Origin of the sequence: Comamonas koreensis, from assembly GCF_021026195.1 — a bacterium.
GTDB lineage: Bacteria > Pseudomonadota > Gammaproteobacteria > Burkholderiales > Burkholderiaceae_C > Comamonas > Comamonas koreensis.
Genome location: NZ_JAJNCT010000009.1, coordinates 357,646 through 382,727 on the forward strand (window position 1 = coordinate 357,646; position 25,082 = coordinate 382,727).

At 64.7% G+C, this 25,082-nt stretch carries 22 protein-coding genes; 13 read left to right on the forward strand and 9 right to left on the reverse strand.

What is annotated here, in order from left to right:
- Positions 1–345: 345 nt before the first annotated feature.
- The 6 genes from LPW39_RS09495 (at position 346) to LPW39_RS09520 (ending at position 6,563) form a co-directional block, all read left to right on the forward strand.
- Positions 346–975 (forward strand): ABC transporter ATP-binding protein, encoded by a 630-nt coding sequence (locus LPW39_RS09495; protein ID WP_230773952.1) that lies wholly within the window; start codon positions 346–348, stop codon positions 973–975.
- Positions 972–1,775 (forward strand): ABC transporter permease, encoded by an 804-nt coding sequence (locus tag LPW39_RS09500; protein ID WP_230773958.1) that lies wholly within the window; start codon positions 972–974, stop codon positions 1,773–1,775. The genes LPW39_RS09495 and LPW39_RS09500 overlap by 4 nt, the downstream gene beginning before the upstream one ends.
- Positions 1,776–1,836: 61 nt before the next feature.
- Positions 1,837–3,552 carry an acyl-CoA dehydrogenase family protein gene (locus tag LPW39_RS09505; protein WP_230773964.1) on the forward strand — a complete coding sequence of 572 codons (1,716 nt, stop codon included), beginning with the start codon at positions 1,837–1,839 and terminating at the stop codon, positions 3,550–3,552.
- Positions 3,553–3,565: 13 nt separating this feature from the next.
- Complete coding sequence (locus tag LPW39_RS09510; RefSeq protein WP_230773970.1) at positions 3,566–4,948, forward strand: L-serine ammonia-lyase; 1,383 nt, start codon at positions 3,566–3,568, stop codon at positions 4,946–4,948.
- 83 nt (positions 4,949–5,031) lie between these two features.
- On the forward strand, positions 5,032–5,988 hold the full coding sequence (locus tag LPW39_RS09515; protein WP_230773972.1) for a LysR family transcriptional regulator: 957 nt from the start codon (positions 5,032–5,034) through the stop codon (positions 5,986–5,988).
- A 146-nt stretch (positions 5,989–6,134) separates the two neighbouring features.
- On the forward strand, positions 6,135–6,563 hold the full coding sequence (locus LPW39_RS09520; protein WP_230773982.1) for a hotdog fold thioesterase: 429 nt from the start codon (positions 6,135–6,137) through the stop codon (positions 6,561–6,563).
- A 1-nt stretch (position 6,564) separates the two neighbouring features.
- Here the strand turns inward: LPW39_RS09520 and LPW39_RS09525 are convergent, their stop codons facing one another.
- Both LPW39_RS09525 and LPW39_RS09530 read right to left on the reverse strand, forming a co-directional pair.
- Positions 6,565–7,296: an aspartate/glutamate racemase family protein gene (locus LPW39_RS09525; RefSeq protein ID WP_230773989.1), complete on the reverse strand. Its 732-nt coding sequence runs from the start codon at positions 7,294–7,296 to the stop codon at positions 6,565–6,567.
- Between the two features lie 79 nt (positions 7,297–7,375).
- Entirely contained in the window at positions 7,376–8,260 is an 885-nt protein-coding gene (locus LPW39_RS09530; RefSeq protein WP_133856673.1) for an amino acid ABC transporter substrate-binding protein, read from the reverse strand.
- 224 nt (positions 8,261–8,484) lie between these two features.
- Between LPW39_RS09530 and LPW39_RS09535 the strand changes: the two genes are divergently transcribed.
- A complete protein-coding gene (locus LPW39_RS09535; RefSeq protein ID WP_230773991.1) occupies positions 8,485–9,702 on the forward strand; it encodes a D-amino acid dehydrogenase in 1,218 nt (405 codons plus the stop codon).
- A gap of 13 nt (positions 9,703–9,715) precedes the next feature.
- On the opposite strand, the gene LPW39_RS09540 is transcribed toward LPW39_RS09535, so the two are convergent.
- Both LPW39_RS09540 and LPW39_RS09545 read right to left on the reverse strand, forming a co-directional pair.
- On the reverse strand, positions 9,716–10,615 hold the full coding sequence (locus LPW39_RS09540) for a LysR substrate-binding domain-containing protein (protein ID WP_230773996.1): 900 nt from the start codon (positions 10,613–10,615) through the stop codon (positions 9,716–9,718).
- Positions 10,616–10,632: 17 nt separating this feature from the next.
- Positions 10,633–11,235 (reverse strand): cob(I)yrinic acid a,c-diamide adenosyltransferase, encoded by a 603-nt coding sequence (locus LPW39_RS09545; protein ID WP_230774000.1) that lies wholly within the window; start codon positions 11,233–11,235, stop codon positions 10,633–10,635.
- A gap of 154 nt (positions 11,236–11,389) precedes the next feature.
- Between LPW39_RS09545 and LPW39_RS09550 the strand changes: the two genes are divergently transcribed.
- Both LPW39_RS09550 and LPW39_RS09555 read left to right on the forward strand, forming a co-directional pair.
- Positions 11,390–11,614: a hypothetical protein gene (locus LPW39_RS09550; RefSeq protein WP_230774002.1), complete on the forward strand. Its 225-nt coding sequence runs from the start codon at positions 11,390–11,392 to the stop codon at positions 11,612–11,614.
- A 135-nt stretch (positions 11,615–11,749) separates the two neighbouring features.
- Positions 11,750–13,171 (forward strand): FAD-binding oxidoreductase, encoded by a 1,422-nt coding sequence (locus tag LPW39_RS09555; protein WP_230774006.1) that lies wholly within the window; start codon positions 11,750–11,752, stop codon positions 13,169–13,171.
- 378 nt (positions 13,172–13,549) lie between these two features.
- On the opposite strand, the gene LPW39_RS09560 is transcribed toward LPW39_RS09555, so the two are convergent.
- Positions 13,550–14,851: an MFS transporter gene (locus LPW39_RS09560; RefSeq protein WP_230774007.1), complete on the reverse strand. Its 1,302-nt coding sequence runs from the start codon at positions 14,849–14,851 to the stop codon at positions 13,550–13,552.
- A 131-nt stretch (positions 14,852–14,982) separates the two neighbouring features.
- On the opposite strand from LPW39_RS09560, the gene LPW39_RS09565 reads away from it, so the two are divergent.
- Positions 14,983–15,894: an AraC family transcriptional regulator gene (locus tag LPW39_RS09565; protein WP_230774008.1), complete on the forward strand. Its 912-nt coding sequence runs from the start codon at positions 14,983–14,985 to the stop codon at positions 15,892–15,894.
- A 48-nt stretch (positions 15,895–15,942) separates the two neighbouring features.
- Entirely contained in the window at positions 15,943–16,557 is a 615-nt protein-coding gene (locus LPW39_RS09570; RefSeq protein WP_230774009.1) for a flavin reductase family protein, read from the forward strand.
- Between the two features lie 15 nt (positions 16,558–16,572).
- On the opposite strand, the gene LPW39_RS09575 is transcribed toward LPW39_RS09570, so the two are convergent.
- The 4 genes from LPW39_RS09575 to LPW39_RS09590 form a co-directional block, all read right to left on the reverse strand.
- A complete protein-coding gene (locus LPW39_RS09575; protein WP_230774010.1) occupies positions 16,573–17,202 on the reverse strand; it encodes an N-acetyltransferase in 630 nt (209 codons plus the stop codon).
- A 144-nt stretch (positions 17,203–17,346) separates the two neighbouring features.
- Positions 17,347–20,358 carry a beta strand repeat-containing protein gene (locus LPW39_RS09580; RefSeq protein ID WP_230774011.1) on the reverse strand — a complete coding sequence of 1,004 codons (3,012 nt, stop codon included), beginning with the start codon at positions 20,356–20,358 and terminating at the stop codon, positions 17,347–17,349.
- Between the two features lie 118 nt (positions 20,359–20,476).
- Entirely contained in the window at positions 20,477–21,844 is a 1,368-nt protein-coding gene (locus LPW39_RS09585) for a CsgG/HfaB family protein (RefSeq protein WP_230774012.1), read from the reverse strand.
- Positions 21,845–21,863: 19 nt separating this feature from the next.
- Positions 21,864–22,439 carry a hypothetical protein gene (locus tag LPW39_RS09590; protein WP_230774013.1) on the reverse strand — a complete coding sequence of 192 codons (576 nt, stop codon included), beginning with the start codon at positions 22,437–22,439 and terminating at the stop codon, positions 21,864–21,866.
- Positions 22,440–22,807: 368 nt separating this feature from the next.
- Between LPW39_RS09590 and LPW39_RS09595 the strand changes: the two genes are divergently transcribed.
- Positions 22,808–23,461 (forward strand): response regulator, encoded by a 654-nt coding sequence (locus LPW39_RS09595; protein WP_230774014.1) that lies wholly within the window; start codon positions 22,808–22,810, stop codon positions 23,459–23,461.
- A gap of 83 nt (positions 23,462–23,544) precedes the next feature.
- Entirely contained in the window at positions 23,545–25,053 is a 1,509-nt protein-coding gene (locus tag LPW39_RS09600) for an ABC transporter substrate-binding protein (RefSeq protein WP_230774015.1), read from the forward strand.
- Positions 25,054–25,082 lie beyond the last annotated feature (29 nt).

Consider the following 25,082-nt stretch of genomic DNA (forward strand, 5'->3'; position numbering starts at 1 on the left):
AACCTATGCACAAATTCGCGCTAATCTTAACCACTCACACCCATTTAAATGTCAACAATTCGGGATTATGGGGTTGACAGTTCAAATTAATCATTATTTGTTGTCTGGCTACATCAGATAAGATTATTTGAATAAACAAATTACTAATGGTGTGGTTTGAAATTATTGAATATTCAATAGGTTAATTGAACCAAAGAATATTCAAGAGAATCGATTTACATAATCGGGGTCCGCCATAACGCCGGAGACCTGGACACACGATGCGCGTGGCATTACCCGGCGCTCAGAACAGCGCTTCATCCCAGCGCCCTGGTAAGGCAGCCCCCAGCGCTACACTCAGCCACCATGCCCGCCACCACCCCTCCCCGCCTGTCCATCCGCGCCCTGCAAAGCCCCATCAGCGGGCCCTGCTCGCTGGAGCTGGGCGCAGGCGAGTGCGTCGCGGTGATGGGCGCCTCGGGGGCGGGCAAATCGGTGCTGCTGCGGCTGATTGCCGACCTGGACCCGGGCAGTGGCGAGGTGCTGCTCAACGGCCAGCCGCGCAGTGCCTTCAGCGGCCCGGCCTGGCGCCAGCAGGTGATGTACCTGGCAGCTGAGCCGGCCTGGTGGGGGACGACGGTGATGGAGCATTTCCCGCCAGGCTCGCAATCGGCGCTGCTGGAGATGGCCAGCGAACTGGGGCTGCGCCAGGGCTTCATCGATATTCCGCTGACCCAGCTGTCGACCGGAGAGCGCCAGCGCCTGGCCTTGCTGCGCGGGCTGCTGCGCAAACCCCAGGTGCTGCTGCTTGATGAGCCCACGGCGGCGCTTGATGAAACATCGGTGGCTGCGGTGGAGCAGTTGCTGCAGCGCTGCCAGCAGCAGGGCTTGGGTCTGCTGTGGGTGACCCATTCGCATGCGCAGGCGGCCCGCGTGGGCCAGCGCTGCATGCAACTGGTAGACCACCAGCTGCTGCCGATGGAGGCCGCGCAATGAACCCGGCCATCCATCTGCAGCCCAGCGATTTGCTGGTGGGCGCGGCGCTGGTGCTGGCCGCCGCTGCTGCATCCTGGGCCATGCGCCTGCAGCTGCAGCGCCAGGTGCTGTGGGCATCGCTGCGCATGGTGGTGCAGCTGCTGCTGGTGGGCTATGTGCTGCGGCTGGTGTTCCAGCAGGCGCACCCGGGCACCACCTTGGTGGTGGTACTGGTGATGATTGCCGCTGCCGCGCGCGAGGTCGCGGTGCGGCCGCACCAGCGGCTGGCGGGCGGGGGCAACTACCGCATTGCGGGGCTGGTGGTGGCGCTGGCCAGCCTGTCGACCGTGGTGCTGGCACTGATGACCGCCGTGCGGCCCGACCCCTGGTTTGATGCGCGCTATGCGATTCCGCTGATGGGCATTGTGCTGGGCAGCGTGCTCAATGCCGCCAGCCTGGGGCTGGACAGTTTTTTTGACGGTGTGCGCACGGGTCGGGCTGCCATCGAGGCCCAGCTGGCGCTGGGGGTTAGCTTTCGCCGCGCGATGGCGCCGCACACCCGTGCCGCCATCCGCCGGGGGCTGATCCCCATCATCAACCAGATGTCGGCGGCCGGGCTGATCACCCTGCCGGGCATCATGACCGGCCAGATCCTGGGCGGTATGGACCCGCTGGAAGCCGCCAAGTACCAGATCCTGCTATTGCTGCTGCTGACCTTTGCCGGCGCGCTGGCCGCAGGCGGCAGCGTGCTGCTGGCCGCCCGTGCGCTGGGCGACGAACGCCAGCGCCTGCGGCTGGACCGGCTGAACGCCACGCGCTGATCGGCTTTGCCATGGGTTGGCTCCATTCATAGAATGGGCAAGCACATCTGGGAGAGCAGCCATGGCAGAGCGCAACAAGGACAACCTGGTGGATGAGCTGGTCGGCTACGACCCGCTGGGCAGCGATCCGGCCTTGCAGGCTGCCCTGGCACGCGCGCAGGCCCACCCCTGGCTACCAGGCCTTCAGCAGCATGCACGCACCGTGGGCAGCGCGGCCTTTGCGCAGTTAGCCGACCAGGCCAACCGCCACCCGCCGCAGTTGCAGCCCTGGGATGCACGGGGCCGGCGCATCGACCAGGTGGAGTTTCACCCCGCATGGCACCAGGTGCTGGCGCATTACCGCGCGCAGCAACTGATCGACATGCCGTTTGCCGATGCACCGGAAGATGCAGCAAGCGGCCGCTGGACGGCCTGGGCCGCCGGCTTTTACCTGCATGGCCAGGCAGAGGCGGGCAGCCTCTGCCCCGCAACAATGACGACGGCGGCCATCCCGGTGCTGCGCAAGGAGCCCGCGCTGTGGGCACAGATCGCGCGCGGCATCAGCAGCGCCCAGCATGACGCGCGTGATGCACCGGTGGCAGACAAGACGGCCTTGTGGGTGGGCATGGGCATGACCGAAAAGCAAGGCGGATCGGATGTGCGCAGCAACACCACGGTCGCCTACCCGCTGGATGCCGCAGGCGGCGGGCGCGGCGCCGCCTACCGGCTGCAAGGCCATAAATGGTTTTACTCGGTGCCGACGGCCGATGCGCACCTGGTGGTGGCGCGCATGGCCAGCAGCGCACACGACGCCCATGCGCTGCAGGCACCGCTGGCTTGCTTTTGGGTGCCGCGCTGGCGGCCCGATGGCAAGCGCAACAGCGTGCTGGTGCAGCGCCTCAAGGACAAGGTGGGCAACCGCAGCAATGCCAGCAGCGAGGTGCTGTTTGACGACGCTTATGGCGTACTCGTGGGTGAGGAAGGCCGGGGCATTGCCACCATCATGGAGATGGCCACCATCACGCGGCTGTGCTGCGTGCTGGGCAGCAGCGCGCTGCTGCGCCAGGCCACCGTGCAGGCGCTGTGGTCTGCCCGGCACCGCCAGGCCTTTGGTGCGGCCTTGGCGGCGCAGCCGCTGATGCAATCGGTGCTGGCCGATCTGGCGCTGGAGAGCGAAGCGGCGCTGCTGCTGGCCATGCGACTGGCACAAGCCTTTGAAGACAGCAGCACCCCGGGCGAGACCACGGCGCTGGCCTGGCAGCGCATCATGACACCGGCGGCCAAGTTCTGGGTCTGCAAACGTGCCATTGCCTGCAGCGCCGAGGCCATGGAAGTGCTGGGCGGCAACGGCTATACCGAGAGCTCGGCGCTCGCCCGTATTTACCGCGAAGCACCGGTCAATTCGATCTGGGAGGGCTCGGGCAATGTGATGTGCCTGGATGTGCTCAAGGCGCTGCAGCGCGAGCCCGCGTTGCATGATGCACTGTGGCAGGACTTGCAGCGCATGGCGGCGGATGACCTGGCAATGGCGCAAGCGCTGCAGCGCCTGCACAGCCAGTGGCAGGCAATGGCGCAGGATACCTGGGCGCAGCAGGCGCAGGCGCGCCAATGGGTGCAGCAGCTGGTGCTGTTGGCGCAGGCGAGCCTGATGCGGCAGCATGCGGCGCCTGCGCATGCCGATGCCTTTGTGGCCAGCCGCCTGGGGCCGCATGCCTGTTTGGGCGTGCTCGGTGCTTCTCCGCTTGCCAAGGCGCAAATCAGCGCTATCCTCGGCGCCAGTCTGCAGTTGCAAAAATGATCGGAAGCTAGCCATGGCAGTCAGCGTGTTTGATTTGTTCAAGATCGGGATCGGGCCCAGCAGCTCGCACACCGTGGGCCCGATGCGCGCCGCGCATGCCTTTGTGCAGCGCTTGCAGCGCCAGGGGGCGCTGGCACAGGTGGCCCGCCTGCGCTGCCAGCTGTTTGGCTCGCTGGGCGCTACCGGTATCGGCCACGCCAGCGACCGCGCGGTGATCCTCGGCCTGGCCGGCCATGCGCCCGATACGGTGGATGTGAATGCCGTCGATGCCATCATTGCCGAGGTCAACGATAGCCAGCAACTGCTGCTCAATGGTGAGCAGCGCATCGTGTTCGACCCCGCCACCGATCTGCTCCTGATTGGCGCGGTGAGCCTGCCCTTCCACCCCAACGGCATGCGCTTTGAGGCCTGGGATGCCCAGCATGAACTGGTCGACGCGCAGGCCTACTACTCGGTGGGCGGCGGCTTTATCGTCAGCGAAGAAGCGGCCCACGATGCCGAGCGCCAGCAAGCGATTGCACCCGATACCGATGTGCTGCCCCTGCCCTTTCACAGCGCCGCGCAGCTGCTGCAACTGGCGCAAGACCACCAGCAACCCATTGCGCAGATCATGCGCACCAATGAACGCCACTGGCGCAGCGATGCCGACATCGACAGCGGCCTGCGCAAGATCTGGCAGGCGATGCAGGACTGCGTGCAACGCGGCTGCAGCACCCAAGGCCGCCTGCCCGGTGGGCTGAATGTAAAACGCCGCGCTGCGGGCTTTTACGAAGGCCTGACCCAGCATGCGAACACCGATCCGCTGGAGGTGATTGACTGGGTGAACCTGTTTGCGCTGGCGGTGAATGAGGAAAACGCCGCTGGCGGCCGCGTGGTGACTGCGCCCACCAATGGCGCCGCCGGCATTGTGCCGGCCGTGCTGCACTACTACTGGCGCTTTGTGCCCGGCGCCACCGAGGCCGGCGTGGTGGACTTTTTGCTGACCGCCGGTGCCATCGGCATTCTGTACAAAGAGAACGCCTCGATCTCCGGCGCCGAAGTGGGTTGCCAGGGCGAGGTGGGCGTGGCCTGCTCGATGGCGGCCGCCGGCCTCTGCGCCGTGCTGGGCGGCACACCGGCGCAGGTGGAGAACGCTGCCGAAATCGGCATGGAGCACCACCTAGGCCTCACCTGCGACCCGGTCGCCGGCCTGGTGCAGGTGCCCTGCATTGAGCGCAATGCGCTGGCCGCCGTCAAGGCCATCAATGCAGCCCGCATGGCCCTGCGCGGCGATGGCTCGCACATCGTCAGCCTGGACAAGGTGATTGCCACGATGCGCGCCACCGGTGCCGACATGATGAGCAAGTACAAGGAAACCTCGCTGGGCGGTCTGGCGGTGCACATCGTTGAATGCTGAGGGCCGGTGATGGCACCCAACCTGGGTGACAGGCGGGGTCGCCCGCCCCGGGTGTGGTTGCTATCAGCGCCTACAATCGCGCCATGGCTATGCATTTTGACTTGGTGGATCTGCGCCTGATGGTGCATGTGGCAGACGCGAACAGCATGACGCGGGGGGCCGAGCTGTCGTTCATCTCGCTGCCAGCGGCCAGCACCCGCATCAAGAATCTCGAAGAGAGCATGGGCGTCAAGCTGCTCTACCGCACCAGCCAGGGCGTCACCTTGACCTTGCCGGGCCAGGCCTTTGTACAGCATGCCCGCACGGTTCTGGGCCAGATCGAGCACCTGCGCGGCGACATGCAGGAGTACGCACGCGGCATCAAGGGCCATGTGCGCGTGTTTGCCAACACCACGGCGCTGGGCGAGTTTCTGCCCCCTGTTCTGCGCGCCTATCTGCGCAAGCACCCGGATGTGGACATCGACCTGCGCGAGCGCCTGTCCAATGACATCATCCGCGCCGTTGGCGAGGGCCAGACCGACATCGGCATCGTCGCCGGCCAGGTGCGCACCGAAAGCCTGGTGGCGATGCCCTACCGCAGCGACCGCCTGGTGCTCGTCGTCTATGCCGACCATGCCCTCGCCCGCCGCAAGTCCGTGGCCTTTGGCGATACCCTGGAATACGACTACATCGGCCTGCACGAATCCAGCGCCATCCATGCGTTCCTGCGCCAGCACAGTGACCTGCTGCACCGCCCGATCAAGCAGCGCATCCAGGTGGGCAATTTTGAAGCGGCCTGCCGCATGATCGAAGCCGGCGTAGGCATCGGCATCCTGCCCGAATCCGCCGCCCGCCGCCACGCGCGCAGCATGGACATCCGCATCATCAGCATCTCGGACGAATGGTCCAACCGCGAGATGCAGATCGTCGTGCGCAACCTCGAATCCCTACCCTCCTTCGCCCGCGAGCTGGTGGAGCTGCTGGTGGAAGACGGTGCCGCACCCGATGACGCCCACAGCAGCGCGGACTGCGATGGCGAACAGGTGCCCACCAGCAACTAAAAGGGCACAAGGGCCCGCCACTGCATCAAAAGCTGCCACAAAGCTCACCCCAGCGCCCAGCTTCAACCGAGGCGTCATGCAGGCGGTAGGCAGCCGGCTTGCACAGCGCTATGCTGTGGCATCCCTGTTGTTGAGCCTGAACACCCATGACTGCTATCTGGAAAAAGCCCATCTCGCTGGACGCGCTGCGTGACAAAGCGCGCCATACGGCGATTGAACACCTGGGCATCGAATACCTGGAAATTGGCGATGACTACCTGGTAGGCCGTGTGCCGGTCGACCACCGCACGCACCAGCCCTTTGGCCTGCTGCATGGCGGGATCAGCGTGGTGCTGGCAGAGACACTGGGCTCCGTCGGTGCGCTGTTCTCATCGCCGGAAGGCTGGCGCTGCGTCGGCCTCGATATCAATGCCAACCATATCCGGGGCGTGAAGAGTGGCTGGGTCACCGGCACTGCCAAACCGGTGCATATCGGCCGCATGACCCAGGTCTGGCAGATCGACATGGTCAACGACGAGGGCAAGCTGACCTGTGTTTCTCGCATCACGATGGCGATGCTCGAAAACGCGGACTGATTCAGTCGCCGTAGGCCACGCGCGCCAATGCGCGTGCCAGCTCCCAGGCTGGGTCGATCAGCGGCAGGCCTTGCACGCTGTCGGCGCCGGGCAAGGCCAGCGGTATTTCGGTGCAGCCCATGATCAGGGGCACATCGCCATGGCGGGCGCGCATGACCTGGGCCACGGCGGCAAAATCGGCGCGTGCCTGGTCCATGCGGTCGGCCTTCACACCCTGGTAGATGCCGCGCATCAGCAGCTCCCGCTCCGCCTCTTGCGGCAGGTGCACGGTGATGCCGCAGGCGGCCAGCGCCTGGTCATACAGGCCAATGCGGTAGGTGCCTTGCGTAGCCAGCAGCATGCAGGCCTGCTGGCCTTGCTGCTGCAGCCCTTCGGCCACCACACGCGCGATGTGCAGCAGCTGCAGCTGCGGGTAGGCCTGCTGCAGGCGGCCATGCCAGGCATGGGCGGTATTGCAGGCCACGGCCACCGCCCGGGCACCGACGGCCTGGAGCTTGTCCAGGCCCTGGCACATCATCGCGAAGGGGTCTTCTGCAGTCTCGGGTGCCAGCAGCGCGGCGCTGCGGTCCGGTATCGGCAACTGGGCCAGCCAGTGCTCGGGGTAGCCCTGGTCGGTCACGGGCGCGCCGCTGGCCCGCAAATGGTCTGCGCAAGCCTGTACAAACAGGCGCACAAAATCAGCACCAGCAGCGGGGCCCATGCCGCCCAGAATGCCTACGGTGTGAAGCTTCATACCCAACTCCAGAGAAAATGAAAAATGGCCCGTTGCCGGGCCATTGCAGTGCGTGCCGTGCACGACACGGGATTGTCCATCAGATCGCAGGCTTGTCGCTTTGCGCGGTCAGATTGTCCTGCAGTTCCTTGTTCATCGGCAGGCCCAGTGCCTGGTTCTTCGGTGGGATGGGCTGCATGAACCACTTGTCGTACAGCTTGGTGAACTCACCCGACTTCATCATGCCGCCGATGACGCCATCGACGATCTTCTTGAACGCAGGGTCGTCCTTGGGCAGCATGCAGGCATAGGGCTCGACTTGCAGTGCATCGGCCACCACCTCGTAGGCTGCTGGGTCCTTGGAGTTGGCTTTCAGGCCGTAGAGCAGGATGTCGTCCATCGCAAAGCCGGCTGCGCGGTCGTTTTCCATCAGCAGGAAGCCGTCGGAATGGTCCTTGGCCAGGGTGATGTTGATGTCCAGCTTCTGGTCGGCGCTGTACTTGCGCACCACAGGCAGGTTGGTGGTGCCGGTGGTGATGGCCAGGGTCTTGCCCTTCAGATCGGCCCAGTTCTTGATGCCGGCGCTCTTCTTCACTGCCACGCGGGTGCCGGTGTAGAAGTAGTTGATCGCGAAATCCACGTCCTTGTTGCGGGCGCTGTTGTTGGTGGTGGAGCCGCATTCGAGCACGATGGTGCCGTTCTGGATCAGCGGAATGCGGTTGGCCGAAGTGACCGATTGCCATTTCACCTTCAGGTCGGGCTTGCCGATTTCCTTGCGCACGGCGTCTGCCACGGCGTTGGAGATGTCCACCGAGAAGCCGATGGCGTTCTGGCCACCGGAGAGGTAGCTGAACGGCACCGAAGATTCGCGGTAGGCGAACGTGATTTCGCCCGAATCCTTGGCCTTGGCCAGCACATCGGCAAAGGCCGAGGGCAGGCAGGCAACAGCAGCGGCAGCACAGACCAGCGACTTAACAAACTTCATGGTGAACCTCCTTGAATCGAACAATACGAACAGTGTAGAAACCAGCACTTTGTTTCAACAATGCCTTTTTGGGACAGCCCTATAACGCTTGGTTATGGTGCATGGCATACCGCACAGAGGCGGAAGCGCTGTACCTATAAGCAAATGGCATGCCTGTTGCCCATTTTGCTATGCGACAGGCGGTTTTCAAGCGCCTATATTTAAGGGTTTTCAGGGGGTGTTCCATGCAGGTTTGCATTCTGGGTGCGGGGATTGTGGGTTTGGCTGCCGCCTATGAGCTGACCCTGGCGGGGCACCAGGTGACCGTGGTTGACAAGGCCTCACAGGCTGGCAGTGGCACCAGCATGGGCAATGGTGCGCAGCTGAGCTACAGCTATGTGCAACCGCTGGCCGACCCTGGCATCTGGAAGCAGCTGCCCAAGCTGCTGTTCAGCAGCGATTCGCCGCTCAAGTTCCGCCTGCAGGCCGATCCCCAACAGTGGAAATGGGGCCTGGCCTTTTTGGGTGCCTGCAATGCGGACCGGTCTGCTGCCAGCACCCGCACGTTGCTGCAGCTGGCCGCCGTCAGCCGCCAGCGTTTTGAGGCCATGCAGACCCAGGTGGGTGGCGACTGGGACTACAGCAGCACCGGCAAGCTGGTGCTCTACCCCAGCGATGCCGCCGTGCAGTCGGCGCGCCAGCAGCTTGATGTGCAAAGCCAGCTGGGCAGCGCACCGCAGCGCATCGTCAGCCCCGATGAAGCCGTCGCGCTGGAGCCCGCGCTGGCCGCCTACCGCAGCCAGTTTGCCGGCGCCGTGCACACGCCCAGCGAATGCGCCGCCGATTGCTACCAGGTCTGCCGCCAGCTCGAAGACTGGCTGCGCCAAAAGGGGGTGAAGTTCATCATGGACACGCCCATCCAGCGCCTGCGCCGCGAAGGCGGCAAGATCGTCGCACTGGAGACGGCGCAGGGCGATATCGAGGCCGAGCACTTCATTGTTGCGCTGGGCGTGGACAGCGTGGCGCTGTGCAAGCCGCTGGGGGTGGATCTGCCGGTCTACCCGCTCAAGGGCTACAGCATCACCCTGGACGTGGCGGCCGCAGGCCACAAGGCGCCGACGGTGAGCATCACCGACAGCGCGCGCAAGGTGGTGTTTGCGCGCATTGGCCAGCGCCTGCGCGTGGCCGGCATGGTGGAGCTGGTGGGTCATGACCTGCGCATTCCGCAGGACAAGATTCGCAGCCTCTGCGCCTCTACGGAAGCGGTGTTTCCCGGTTGCAGCGATTACGTCAACGTCCAGCCCTGGGCCGGCCTGCGCCCGGCCACACCGACTGCCGTGCCGATTGCCATGTCGGCAGGCGCCAGCAATCTCTGGATCAACACTGGGCATGGTGCGCTGGGCTTTACCTTGGCCTTTGGCACCGCTGCACAGCTGGCCTACGACATCGGCCAGACCGCCTAAGCCGCAAATCCGCCTACAGCTGCGCCGCCAGCACCTTCTGCATCTCGCGCGTGATGGCCTTGACCAGCAAGGACTGCGGCTGCGAGACCGCGCGGATCGCATTGACCGGCACCTGCAGTCCCGGGGCCAAGGGCAGCACATCGACTTTGCTGTGGTCTGCCGACAAGGCGGTGCAGCCATCGACCATCGCGACGCCCAAACCGTGGTGGGCCATCGCCAAGGCCGTGTGGTAGGTCTGCACGGTGACAAAGTGGTCCAGCCCGGCGTTGGATTCGCGGGTCAGCTGGCTCAGCAGCATGCCGACCGGGTCCTGCGCATCCAGGCTGATGGTGGGCACACCGGTCAGGTCATCGAGCGAGAGGCTGCCCGCGCGCAGCTTGAAGGGCGGCAGCATGCCCTTGGGCACCACGCAGACCATGGGCACGCGCGCCAGGCTCTCCTGCTGCAGGCTGGCTTGCTGCACATTGCTGAGCACAAAGCCGACATCGGCCTCCTGCATCATCAGCGCCGAGACGATCTGCGGCGAATGCAGCGACTGCAGGCTGACGCTGACATGCGGGTGCTTCTGCTTGAACTGCGCCAGCGCCCGGGGCAGTACCTCATGGCTCAGCGCCAGCACGCTGGCAATGCGCAGCTCATCGCCGTCGCGGCCCTTGCGCAGGCTGTCGGCCAGGCGCTGCACCTCTTCGAGCTGGGCAAACAGCTTTTCCATATGCGGCAGCAAGGCCAGCGCCTCGCTGGTCGGCGCCAAGCGGCCCTTGCTGCGCTGGAACAGCGCAAAGCCCAGCTGCAGCTCGGCATGCTGCAAGGTGCGGCTGACGGCCGGCTGCGAGATGTTAATGAGCCGCGCCGCAGCGCTGACGCTGCCGGTGTGCATCACGGCGTTGAAGACTTCGATATGGCGCAGGCGCATGGGTGGAGCCTCGCGGGTCAGCGGCCAGCGCCGATGTTGCTGCCGCCAGGGCCATCTTCTGCCTGCATGCGCGCCAGCCGCGCGCTCTTCCAGTACACATCGTCACCGCCATCGACGCGGTTGAGCACACGGGCCAGCACAAACAGCAGGTCGGACAGGCGGTTGAGGTACTGGCGCGGCGCGGGGCGCATGGCCTCGCCCTGCTCCAGCGCCACCACCATGCGCTCGGCGCGGCGCGCCACGGTGCGGCAGACATGGGATTGCGCAGCAGCGCGCGTGCCTGCGGGCAGGATGAATTCGGCCAGGCGCGGCAGCTGCGCGTTGTAGTGCGCCAGCGCGGTATCGAGCTGCAGCAGTGCATCGTCCTTGAGCAGTTCGTAGCCGGGCATGGACAGCTCACCACCCAGGTTGAACAGCTGGTGCTGGATGTCGATCAGCAGCTCGCGCACATCGGCGGGCAGGGGCTCGCACAGCAGCAGGCCGATGTGGGAGTTGAGCTCGTCGACATCGCCCATCGCCTGCGGGCGGCCGCTGGCCTTGGAGACGCGGCTGTTGTCGCCCAGGCCGGTGCTGCCATCGTCACCGGTTCTGGTCGCAATTTGGGAGAGACGGTTGCCCATGGGTAATCCTTGTAAAGCGGCTGTGAATCTCCGCCTATTTTCTGTTACCGGCGCGGTAAATATGTAGCCGAGGCAACACTAAGCAAAAATGATAGCAAACAGCGCCGATTCCGGGTTCAATAGAGCCATGTCTGAATGACGAAAGGATCTACAGATGTCTGGCAAGTTTTTCGCCCATTCCTTTGACGCCCGCAGCGTGATGCTGTTTGCATCGATTGCGGTCACATCGGCAATGGCCAGTGCCCAGCCGTTGAGCAGCAGCCAGCAGCGCATCGGACAGGCCGCCAGCGGCAGCCGCATTATCCAGGTCGACCGCCAACTGGGCACCCATGACCCGCGCCGCCACCAAGCGCGCCAGCCGGTCAAAAAGTCTCTCTGACCGGCGCCCCCCGCCGGTTCTCCCGAACTCTCCCTCTCCCCGCTACGGCGGGGTTTTTTCATGCCCGGCTGCAGCGCAGCGGACAGCGCTGAAAAGCGGGCGGTGCTATTCTTGGCTCCCGCTCTGGAGAACCCGATGAACGCGCCCACCTCCCCCCACGTCCTGGCTGCTGAACAGCGCCCTATTCCCGATGCCTTCATGGCAGCGCTGAGTGCCCGTTTTGGCAGCCAGTGCGTGACCTCGCAGGCCGTGCGCGAGCAGCATGGCCGCGACGAAGGATCCATCACCGCGCCGCCACCGGCCGCCGTGGTCTATGCCGAATCCAGCCAGGATGTGCAGGATGCCGTGGCCCTGTGCCACCAGTACGAAGTGCCTGTCATCGCCTACGGCGCCGGCTCGTCGCTGGAAGGCCATCTGCTGGCCGTGCAAGGCGGCATCAGCATCGATGTGAACCGCATGAATAAAGTGCTGTCCATCGACACCGAGGACCTGACCATCACCGTGCAACCGGGTATCACCCGCAAGCAGCTCAACGAGGCGATCAAGGACACGGGCTTTTTCTTCCCGATCGACCCGGGTGCGGACGCCTCCATTGGCGGCATGGCATCGACCCGCGCCAGCGGCACCAATGCCGTGCGCTACGGCACCATGCGCGAGAACGTGCTGGCACTGGAGGTGGTGACCGCCATCGGCCAGCTGATCCGCACCGGCAACCGCGCCAAGAAAAGCGCGGCCGGCTACGACCTGACGCGGCTGATGGTGGGCAGCGAAGGCACCCTGGGCATCTTTACCGAGATCAGCCTGCGCATCTACCCGCTGCCCGAGGCGGTGAGCGCCGCCATCTGCTCGTTCCCGACCATTGAAGCGGCCGTGCGCACTGTCATCGAGACCATCCAGATGGGTATTCCGATTGCGCGCGTGGAGCTGATCGATGTGAATGCGGTGCGCATGGTCAATGCCTACAGCAAGCTCGATCTGCGCGAGGAACCGATGCTGCTGATGGAGTTCCATGGCTCGCCCACCGGCGTCAAGGAACAGGCCGAGATGGTGCAGGACCTGGCCAGCGAGCATGGCGGCAATGCCTTTGAATGGGCCGAACGCCCGGAAGACCGCACGCGCCTCTTCACCGCCCGCCACAACGCCTATTTTGCGGCCGTCTCCAGCGTGCCGGGCTGCCGCTGCATCACCACCGATACCTGTGTGCCCATCAGCCGCCTGGCCGATGCACTGCTGCAGTGCGTGACCGAGGCCGATGCCAGCGGCATCCCCTACTTCCTCGTGGGCCACGTGGGCGACGGCAACTTCCACTTCGGCTACCTGATCGACCCGGACAACGACAGCCAGCGCGCGCAGGCCGAGCAGCTCAACCACCAGCTGGTGCAGCGCGCCATTGCGCTGGGCGGCACCTGCACCGGCGAGCACGGCATTGGCGTGCACAAGCAGGGCTTTTTGCTGGAAGAGGCCGGCGAAGGCGCCGTGGCGATGATGCGCGCCATCAAGCAGGCGCTGGACCCGAAGAACATCCTGAACCCGGGCAAGATCTTCCAGCTGGGCTGATCGACAGGACCCCCTTAGAACCTGTTCAAAGTCTCCTCGCGCCGCGACAGTGTCTTTGCGAGATGGGATGCGAGGCGCAACACCGCAGCAATAGCCGCGCTATTGCGAGGATTTGCAACGACGCAGACCGCTCGCAAAGCCACTGTCCCTACGGGTTGGAGTGAAATCGGGCGATTTCTGCGCGCTGGCCCTTGCTTGCACCCCGGTGCAAGCTGCGGACCATCGCTTCGAACTCATCCCGATTGCACTCCAACGCGGCTGCGTAGAGACTTTGAACAGGTTCTTAGCCAAAGGCCCGCGCCACCAAGCGGTTGCGCGGGCCTTTTAACGCCTTCTGGCGGGTTTTCTGCTGCTACCTAGAGGGTAGACGCTTAGTCCTTATGCAGGCACCACAGCCGCCTTCTGCTTGCGTGCGGCAACCCCGGCACCGACAAACCCGGCGGAGACCACGCTCAGCACCATGCCCACGGCTGCGCCAAAGAACACGCCGGCGTTCATGTGGTGGTCCAGCATGTAGCCAAACACCGGGGCGGCCAGACAAAAGCCCAGGTCCAGGCCCGAGTACACGGTGCCATAGACCCGGCCGGTGGCGCCCGGCGGCGCAGCGCGCTTGACCAGCATGTCCCGCGAAGGGCCGGCCAGGCCGGTGCCGATACCGGCCAGTGCCGCCACGCCCAGGGCCACATAGCCGGGCAGCCAGCCGGTGCCCACCAGCGCCAGCAAGATGCCGGAGAACAGCAGGCAGGCAGAGATGACTTTCTCCAGCCGCTCCACCCGGCCCACCAGAAAACCGCCCAGCACCATGCCGGCGGCGCCAAACAGCATGTAGCCGGTGACCACATAGGCGGTGATGCTGGCAGGCAGCCCATAGAGCTGCTGCAACGCGGGGCTGGAGAAGGACTGGATGGCGCTCATCGCGCAGGTGGTCCAGAAAAAGAAGGAGAAGCACAGCCAGACCGATGGCAGCTTCAGGAAGGCCATCGGGTGCTCTTGCGGGCCAGCAGCAGTACCGGCGGCCTTGGGTGCGGCGCCAGCCAGGCTGACGCGGTCATCGAGCGCATCGCGGTTGATGACCATGATGGCCAGGATGATGGCCGCCAGCGCGGCACCGCAGAGGCAGGCGACGCGCCAGGAGCCGGTGGCCGAGGTGATGCCGGCCATGAACACCGGCGCTGCCGCCCAGCCCAGGTTGCCCGAGAGCCCATGCACCGAGAAGCCATGGCCCAGGCGCTGCGGCGAGAGGCGCTTGTTGAGGATGGTGAAATCCACTGGGTGGAAGGGCGCATTGCCCAGGCCAGCAAAGATGGCGGCCAGCATCAGCTGCGCATAGCTGTTGGCAGTGCCGGCAATGACACCGGCCACCGCAAAGCTGCTGAGCGCGGCAAACATGATGGGGCGGGCGCCAAAGCGGTCGACCACAAAGCCGGCCAGCGCCTGGCCCACGCCCGAGACGATGAAAAAGGCCGACACCAGCACGCTGAGCTCGGAATAGCTGAAGCCGAAGTCCGCAATCAACCAGGGAAACAGCGGCGGCAGCAGCAGGTGGAAGAAGTGCGAGGAGCCATGGGCCAGGCCCACCAGGCCGATGGTGCGCGAATCCTGCCGCAGGCTGCCCAAGGCTTTCGGGTCGGATGCGCCGGGGTCCGGTGCGGCGTTCGATGTTGTTGTGCTGGTTGTCATGGCAGCGATGTTAGCCAAAGCCCTGTCGGCATGTATGCGACAGAAGGACGATTACTATCGCCAATGTGCCAAGCTGATGCGCCTGGCACGTTTGCCCTTGCCCACCGCGAACCGCCTTGCGACCTGCCGCCATGACTTCTGCCGTGACTGCCACCCCGCCCCCACCGGCACGCGCTGCCGCCGGTGGCGACGCTGCCAGTGCCCGCCGTGCCTGGCTGTATGTGGATTCGCTCACCCCGCATCTGTTTGTGCCCACCGCCGATCGCCCCGTGCGCGCCAAGCTGCGCGAGCTCAGCGGGGACACCCAGGTGCTGCCCCACCAGCATGCCTGGGCGCAGTTGGCCATCTCGGTCACCGGCACCGTGCACCTGCGCGTGCCGTCGGCCACCTTTGTGGTGCCACCCCGGCGCGCGCTGTGGATTCCGCCTGGCGTCGAGCATGCGGTGACCCTGGTGGAGACGGCCGAGCTGCGCACCCTCTACATCTACCAGGCCGAGGGCCAGTGCGGCCCCGGCCCGGGCGACAGCGCCTCCAATCTGTGGCGCCGCTGCCGTGTGCTGGAGGTCTCCGAGCTGATGCGCGCCCTGGTCTGCGACCTGCCCACCGAACCGGATGGCGGACCCGCGCCCAGCGCCGGGCAACTGGCGCGCGAACGCCATGTCAGCGCGCTGCTGCTCGATGAACTGCGCCAGGCCACCCAGCTCGATCTGCGGGTGGACATGCCGCGCGACAAGCGCCTGCACAGCCTGTGCCAGGCCGTTCTGGACGACCCGCTGGCGCATGACAGCCTGCAGGCCTTTGCGCACAACAGCGGCGCCAGCCCCCGCACCATTGCGCGCCTGTTCCGCCAGGAGCTGGGCTGCACCTACCTGCAGTGGCGCCAGCAGGTCATTCTGGCCAAGGCGGTGGAGCTGGGTGCCAGCGGCCTGGCCATTGGCCAGATTGCCGCCGAGCTGGGCTATACGCCCAGCGCCTTCAGTGCGATGGTGCAGCGCGCCTGCGGTCTGTCGCCGGTACGTTTTCTGGGTATGCAAACCCGCTAGGAATCTGTTCTCCCCCGTCTCGTCTCCAACCTCTGTCATTGCCCCACCATGCCCCTGCACAGCTACGAACCCCGCCAAGGCCACCGCCTGCCCCATGATCCCTTCAACGCCATCGTCGGCCCGCGCCCGATTGGCTGGATCTCCAGCATCAGCAGCAGCGGTGTGCTGAACCTGGCGCCCTACAGCTTCTTCAATGCCTTCAACTATGTGCCGCCCATCGTCGGCTTTGCCAGCGTGGGGCGCAAGGACAGCCTGAACAACATCGAGGCCACGGGCGAGTTTGTGTGGAACCTGGCGAGCGAACCGCTGGCCGAGGCGATGAACCAGAGCTGCGCAGCCGTCGGCCCCGAGGTCAATGAGTTCGAACTGGCGGGCCTGGCCACCGAACCCTCGCACCTGGTGCGCCCACCGCGCGTGCAAGCCAGCCTGGTGACGATGGAATGCCGCTGTACCCAGATCGTGCAGCTGCAGACCGCGCAAGGCACGCAGGTGCCTACCTGGCTGGTGCTGGGCGAGGTGGTCAAGGTGCACATCGACGAGCAGCTGTTGCAGGACGGCATCTACCAGACGGCAGCGGGCCAACCGCTGCTGCGCGGCGGTGGGCCGGGCGACTATTTCACGATCAGCGAGGCTGGCAAGTTTGTGATGCGCCGGCCCAAGTGATGCGGCAGGCCGGCCTCAGTCGCAGCGCATGCCGGTAGCCGCCGCAAAGCTGCCCAGCGACCAGCCCTGGCCCAGCAGAAACATGCGGGTGCTGAGCGGATCGAGCCGCTCGGGCGCCAAGCGGTCGCCGAGGTAGTGCATTTTCTTGTTGTTGATATCGACATAGCCCAGCCGGTGGCTGGCAGCGAGCTTGTGCCAGAGCGCATGCGCGCCGGGTGACTGGCGCGCGCCAGTGACCAGGCACAGGCCTGCATCGAGCGCCCAGCGGTAGATGCAGGAGGCCAGGCCCTTGCGCTGGTAGGCGGGGTCAAAGCGGCTGTGCGGGCCGCGTATGTAGCGGTCGGCGCGCTTGTCCAGCTCGATCAGGCGGTTGAAGACGGTAAAGCCCGCAATGCGGTGCTCCAGCTGGTCTTCGACATAGACATAGAACTCGCCATCGGCACTGCGGTAGCGGATCGCGAAACGGGGGTCGGACAAAGGGATCTCGGGCAGGCCATGGAGCCTGTCGCCGGGGGTGTGGATGCGATCGTGGATGGAGGCGCATTCGCCTTCGAGTTGATGGGGTGGAATCGGGCTCACATCGATGCGCAACTCCACCGGCCGGTACAGCCAGGATGCCCAGAAGGGCGGTATCGCGAGGTTCATCAAAAACTCCTGCAGTGGAAAACCCGGCAGGTTAGCGCCGGCGCCATTTCGCACGCAAAGGGTGCGATATGTACTGCTTCTCGAAGACCTAAAAAAGCCCGCCTGGTTGCCCAGGCGGGCTGTCAAAGTGCAAGGCCTTGCGGCTTATTGCACACCCAATGTCATCGACGAGGTGGCACGGTTGCCAATCGCCACCGCAGACGAGCGGTTGCCCGATACATTGATGCCGTTGGTAGCGGGCACACCGGAGGCGCTGTAGCTGCCATTGACGACGGCCGACACGTTGCCACTGTTGATCTGGTTGGAAACGAGTGCCGCACTGGCCATTTGCTGACCGGGCAAGGCCGACACATTCACCACGTTTTCAGCGTTGTTGCCTACGGCCGTGGCGCTGGCGGTGTTGCCGCTCAGATTGAGGGAGCTGCCACGGGTGAAGGCATCGGCGTTCAGGCTTGCGGTGGCGACCACATTGCCGCTGTTGGTCTGCGCATTGAGCAGGCCCACGGCCGATCCGCTGTTGAGCGCCGTGCCTGCACCTACTTGCACGCTGTTGAGCGAGGTGTTGCCTGCAGCCACTGCCAGCGCCTGGTTGCCGGTGGTAGTGATGTTGCCATCGAGGCGGTTGGCCGCAGTGCCTTGCATCTGCAGGTTGGCGGTAGAAGCCACGGCACCGGAATTACCCTGCACATTGCCCAGCAAGACGGCCTGGTCGCTCGCAAGCGTGCCGGCTGTCACGGTCAGCTGGTTGTTGGCCACGTTGGCACGGGCCAGGCTGCTGGCCTGGTTGCCAGTGATGGTGGTGTTGCCGCTGGGATCGGTGACCACACTGCGGCCACTGAGGATCTGCATCTCGGTGGTGGCCGTGGTGTCACCTGCCGACAACTGCAGGTTGCCCAACAGGTTGGGCTGGGTGCCGGCCGCACTCAAGGTGCTGGTGGCCTGGATGTCCAGCGCATTGGTTGCCTGGTTCTGGCTGGCATTGGCGCTGAACTGGTTGCCGCTCACCACCAGTTCGTGGCCGCCTGCGCGCGTGGTGACAGGTGTCAGGTTGCTCGTACCCTCAACGCCCAGGTTGACCTTGGTCAGTGCGCTTGCATTGCCCGATTGCACGGCCTGCACATTGAACAGGTAGGCTGCCGAGTTGCCATCGATGCGGCTGCCAGAGAGCGCGACCTGGTTGTCCGCCTGGTTGATGATCGCGTCCGAGCCGCCCACATTACCGCTGACCGTGAGGCTGGAACCCGAGGCCGTATTGGCACGCAGACCGATCAGCATGGGGACCGGATCGGGAGAAGGGCTCAGGCTGGTGAGCCCGGCGACCGTGGCGCTGACATCGCCTGAGCCATGGCCCTGCTGGTTGATGACCGCAGCGGCAGAGTCTGTCACGCCGTTGGTGGCATTGACACGGGCCAGGTTACTGGCCTTCTGGCTGGCAGCGTTGGCGTTGAACTGGTTGCCGCTGACCACCAAGGTGGCATTGCTGGCGCTGGTGGTAGTTGCGCCCACCAGGTTGGATCCGGTGCTAGCCTGGACCTCGCCCGTCGCATGGCCCTGCGTGTTGGTCACCAGCGCGGACGATTGCGTCACCGCATTATCGGCACCAAGCTGGGCGTCGTTGGTGGCGGAGGCTGCCGTCGCTTCGGAACTGAGCTGGTTGCCGCTCACCGTCAGGCTGGTGCCAGACAGACTGGTGGAGCTGCTGCCGATGCGCGCAACGCTGGCACTGGCCGAAACGGCACCCCCCATGTTCAGCTGGGTGTTGGACGTGGTGGCCTGGCTGTCAGCGATGTTGCTGGCGCCGGCACGGGTCTGGTTGCTGGCGCTGGAGCCCTGGGCCTGGGCCTGTACCAGGTTGCCGCTGACGCTCAGGGTGTCATTGGTGCTGTCCAGGGTCTGCACGCCCAGCGATCCCACATTGGCACCAGCTGTGACAACGGGCGAGCTCAGGGTTTGGGAATTCGAAGTCTCCAACACCGCACCGCTGATGGAGCCTGCAGCCGCCACGGCCGTGCGGTTGCTGCCGCTATTGCCATCGGCTTGGGCGCTGACGCTGTTGCCGGCGACGCTGTAGCTGTTGTTGGCCGAGCTAGGCTTCTGGTTGTCGATGCCCAGCGTGGTTGCCGAGCCTGAGGCGATGACAACACCGCTATTGGCCTGGGTCGCCGTGGTGCCCAAAACCGTATTGGGCGCCTGCACCACGTCACCGGATGACGTGATCTGCAGGGTACTGGTCTGCTGGTTGCCGCCAGCGGAGGCTTGCACCTGGTTGCCGCTCACGCTCAGCGTGCTGTCCGTCATGGGCTGGTTGGGGGTGCCCTGAACCCGGATACCCAGCAAACTACCGACCGAGCTGATGCCGAAAACGTTGCCCTCGGCCACTTGGTCAACGCTGCTGCTGGCATCGGCCCCCACATTGACGCTGCTGCCCTGCACCTGGATACCTGCCTGGGTGGTATTGGCCTGCGCGCTGGCATCGATCTTGTTGCCCGAGACGCTCAGCCTCAGGTTGTCCATGGCATTGGCGGGGTTGGCACCACCGGTCTGGTTCAGGCGGATACCCACCTGGTTCAGCGTAGTGAAGGCTGTCACCGCGCCGGTTGCCGCCTGGCCCTGGGTGACGGTAGCCGTCGCCGGGGTGTTCATGTCAACCGCCGTGCCGGTGATCTGCATGGTGCCCACTGCCGTGCTGCCGATCGCCGCTGCGCTGGCTTCGTTGTTACTCACGCTGGCGGTATCACCATCGTGGTTGCCGACCACATTGGCGGCATTGACGCCGACCGTGCCCGAGGTGATGCTGCTGACGGTGCTATTGACCTGCTGGGCAATGTCCACCGTTGGCTGCGCTGGTAGCTGGTTGTTGATGGTCAGGGCAGCAGCGGCACCGGTATCGAGCCGGTGCTGGTTGCCAATAGCCAGCGCATCCACGCCATTGCCATTCACCACACCGTTGCCGGGAAAGGTGGTGTACTGCGCATTGCTGTTGTTTTGTGCGTTAACGACCCCATCGCTGGTCTGGTTGGTTGTGGGCCCGGTCACCGGAAGGGTTCCGTTGCTCTGCGCCAGCGCCACGCCCGAGGTGGCAGCGATCAATGCGGCCGCAGCGGCCAGTGGAGCCAGGCGTGCCCGGCGAAGAGAGGTTGGGTGCTTGTGGGACATGACTGTCTCCTAGTGGTACAGGGAGGAAAACTAGACGTGATTTGGGTGTTTTATGCTCTAAGTGCCCGTCTATAAAGCGCTAGAAGCTATTAAATTGATAGCGAAAAAACGATGCCGCTCAGGGTTTGATCTGCAGGCGGGCCAGCAGGCGGTAGCCCGCGCCGTAGCGGTGTACGGTGGTGTCGCCGGGCGTAGGCCGCCACTGCACCTGCACCTGGCTGGGTGGAATACCGTGCTGCGCCAGCTCGGCGCGCAGCACTTGCAGGCGCTCCTCGGTCAGCGCATCGCGCCGGGCGGGGTTCTGGTCGTTTTCGTTCTCACGCGCCAGCAGTGCCATGCGCACGCCCTGGCCGGCGCGCAGTCGGGTGGCCACCGTGTCTGCGGCGGTGGCCGATTGCTGGGCGATACGGGTGTTGTTTTCTTCAAATACGACGTCCAGCGAGGTCATCGCAGCGGCGGTTTTCTCGGGCATCGGCTGGGTCGCTGCCGCAGCCGGTGCAGCTGCTGGCACAGGTGCCGGAGCAGGTGCAACGGCCGGTGCGACTGGCGCCTCACCCACTGGCGCAGCCGCCTCGCCGGCCACCGTCCTGGAAGCGTCCATGCAAGGGGCTGATGGGGTTTGCGTCACGGTGCTGATCAGCTCCAGCACGCCCTGTTCCAAGGTGGTGCGCACGCCCAGTTGCACAGGCTCCAGGTCCTTGCTGCCGGCATTGATGTCGAACAGGTTGCTGCCGAAGAAGCGGAAGATGCCCGCACCAATCTCGCGCCCCACAATCTGCTTTTGCAGGCTGACGGCACGCACCACGCGCAAGGTCTTGGTCTCGACGATGCGCAGATCGGCACCCACATTCATCGTGAAGACGCGGTAGCGCGGGCCGATCTGGTTGACCTGGGCTTCGATGCCGCCGGACTGGATGTTGTAGTTCACCTCGGTGAGGCCGCCGATGATGTAGTAATCGGAGCGCAGGATGGAGCCGCCGTAGTACGGCAGCCAGGGCACCGCACGCTGGCCCTTCTCATCGGCCAGCGCGTGCTGGTTGCCATCGCCCAGCTGGCGCCGGTCGGTGTAGGCCAGCTCCAGCTCGGCCACGCGGGTGTCAAAGCGCTCGCGCACATCGATGGCGCCGCCGAGCTTGCCCAGCGCCGAATAGACCATCAAGGAGCCGCCCTGGGTGACGACATTGCCGTCGCCTTGCGAGTACTTGCCGGTGTAGTCCTTGATGTCGCCCACGGCAATCGACAGCGGTGGGCGGCCCTTGCCTTGCTCAACGATGCGGTGTGACAGGCAGGCAAAGCTGTTGTCCAGCGGTGTGCCGTTGTGGCGCGGGCCGGGGCCCTGCATCACCGGCGCTTCGTCATCGGCCATGCGCACCTGCTGGTAGGTGGGCAGGGCGCAGCCGCTCAGCAGCAAGGTGGCGGCCAGCGCCGACAGGGTCATCGTGCGGCGGGGCAGCGGGCCGCGCGGGGAAAGGTTCAAAGCGTGCATGGTGTCCTCCGTCCGCGCTTTAGTTGATGGCACCGCTGGCACCAAACTGGCAGGCTGAACTGCCGCTCACGTTGGTGCTTTGGTTGCCGCTGTTGTTTTGCGCGACCTGCATGTCCTGCTGGCCATGGGCGTTTTCGCTGTTGATGGGCGCCATCGTGGTGCTCGATGGGCTGCCCTGCACGCCGCTGCTGATGGCGCCTGTGTTGCTCTGGTTGTTGTTGGCCACGCCACCACGGCCCAGGTTGTCGCTGCTTTCGCTGGCGCTGCCGGTGCTCGATGCGCTGTTGCCGGCCGATGCATTGGTCTGCGGCGATGCGACCTGGTTGGCCTGGTCGGCCGAGCTGCTGTTACCGGCGGCGGTGGGCTGGAAATTGCAGTTCACCTGGCGCTCGATGTTGGTGATGTAAGTGCTTTTGAAGGCGTCGTAGTAGCCGCCTTTTTTCTTCTCGATCAGGTCGTTGGTGAGGGCCCGGTTGGCCCGGTCGGCGCTGGTCTGGAACTGCCAGGGCACCGATTCGCCGAGCCAGCCTTGTGCGTGGCTGGAAGCGGCCGCCGTCAGCAGGGCAGCGGCGAGGTAGAGGGAGCTGTGTTTCATGTCGTCCTCACAGTTGGGTGTTGTGCTGTTCATGGGCAAAACAGATGGAGCGACGACAGGCATCCCATGGCGGCCAGCCATCGCATGGGATACATGGTCGGCTGGTAGTAAGCAATTGTAAATAGACCAGATGTACTAGCCTAGAGGCAGTTTTGCGGTGTGAAACCTTGTTAAATGGGTGGCATAAATTCTCAATAAATCCATAAAAATCATTGGACTTTTAAAATTTTTTGCGGATACTAACAATCTATCGATGTCACCGAGATGCACACTAGTTCATATGGACTATTGGTTGCTTTGGTAAATAGATGTAAGGTACAGGCCATGAAGACATGCGCCCACCATGCCGCAAGAAGGAGCCTGCGGATATGACATTGCCACTGCCATCGGTCATGCTGGTGGATGACCATCCCCTCTTCCGCCAGGGCCTGCGCATGATGCTGCTGAGCAGCAACATGCTGCAGGCCGATATCCACGAAGCCGGCTCGGTCACCGATGCGGTGGCGCAGGAGCACTGGGTCAACCTGGTGATGCTGGACATCAGCATGCCCGGCTGCGATGGGCTCGAAGGCATTGGCCAGATCCGCAAGCGCTGGCCCGGCGCCTATGTGGTGATGCTCTCCGGCCATGACCACCCCGAGCTGATGCGCGATGCCGTGCGCCAGGGCGCCTCCGGCTTCATCTCCAAGGCGCTGGAGCCCGAGGCCATCTGCGCCCAGGTGCAGCACTGGCTGCTGCGCAGCCTGGGCATGGAGCAAAACATCCACAAGGCCAGCGGCCGCAGCCTGACGCCAGACGCCAAGCCCCATGCCGAGGTGCTGCCGCTGCGCCAGTACGAGGTGCTCAAGATGCTGGCCAAGGGCTTCAGCAACAAGGCCATTGCCAAGCATTTCGGGCTGAGCGAACATACGATCCGCAATCAGGTGGCGTCCATCCTCAAGCACCTGGGCGCCGATACCCGAACCCAGGCGGTGCTGGTGGCACAGCGCAACGGAATACTGCCCGCCACGGCCATCAAATAAAGCGGCTGCTGTCGCCGCCCAAGCGCCAGCGCCATGCCACTTGCCGGCCCCATGCCAGGCAGGTGCACAACCAGGAAGCCATGATGGACACAGGCCCCCAAGACAAGCCCCAGTGGATGCGCTGGGCGCTGGCCGTTTTGCTGCTCTGCTGCCTGGTGGGCCTAGCGCCCGCCAAGGCTGCTTCCGACCGCCTGCGCATCGGCATACCGCTGGAGCCCTCCTCGTTCGACATCACCAGCACCGCAGCCTCCACGGCCAGCGAGATCACCTATGCCAATGTGTTCGAGGGCCTGACCATCATCGATGGGCAGGGCCAGATCAAGCCGCGCCTGGCGCAGAGCTGGACCGTGAGCCCGGACGGCAAGCAGGTCGATATGGTGCTGCGCCGCAATGTGCGCTACCACGATGGCAAGCCCTTCAATGCCGCGACCGCCGTCTTCAGCCTGCAGCGCCTGCTGCAGATGAAGAACACCAATGCCTACCTGGAATGGTTCGACAAGCTCGAATCCGTCGAGGCCAAGGACGAGTACCTTTTGCGCATACGCCTGAGCGAGCCTGACGCCCTGATCAGCTATGCGCTGGCCATGCCCGGCGCGGTGATGGTGCACCCCGACAGCGCGGCCAACAATGCCAGCACACCCGTGGGCACCGGTCCCTACCAGGTCGAGAAATGGACCAAGGGCAAGTCCATCACCCTGGTGCGCAATGAGCAGTGGTGGGACAGCCGCAAGCCCGCCATCCGCATGGCGGAATTTCTCTTCATGTCCAGCGCGGCCGAGACCGAGAACATGCTGGCCGAAGGCCGCATCGATGCACTCAGCTCGGTGACGCGGCTGACGGCCTCGTTCATGGCGCGTACCGACTATGTGATGGGCCAGCGCGGTGTGCAAGGCAAGCTGCTGATCGCGATGAACAATGCCCGCGCGCCGTTGAACGATATCCGGGTGCGGCGCGCCATCAACCATGCGCTGGACCGCAGCCGCTACCAGGATATCTATGGGGGCTCCATCCAGGTGCTGCCCATTGGCAGCCACTTCTCGCCCCACCACCCGGCCTATGTGGACTTGGTGCAGCGCTACCCCTACGACCTGGCACAGGCCAAGGCCTTGCTGGCCCAGGCCCAGGTGGCCCCGGGCACCAGCCTGCGCCTGGCCGTGCCGCCCACCGATTACGGACGCTATGGCAGCCTGATCGTGGCCGCGCAGTTGGAGGCCATTGGCCTGCAGGTCGAGATCATCCGCATGGACTGGCCCACCTGGCTGGACCAGGTGATGAAGCGCAAGGACTATGACCTGAGCCTGATCATGCATGTGGAGCCGATGGACATCGGCATCTATGCGCGCGATGACTACTACTTCAACTACAACAACCGGGTGTTCAAAAAGATCTGGGAAAAGCTGCGCGCCTCGGCATCGCCCCAGGAACTAGACGAGTGGCTGGGCCAGGCGCAAAGGCAGCTGGCCGAGGATGCAGTCAACGCCTTTATCGTCGTGCGGCCGGAGCGCAACTTCATGCGCAAGGGCCTGGTGGGCATGTGGTCCAAGTGCCCGATCCCGACCTTTGCGCTGGAAGACCTGCGCTGGCAGAACTGAGCCCATGCCAGATCGCCTCCATCCCGCCA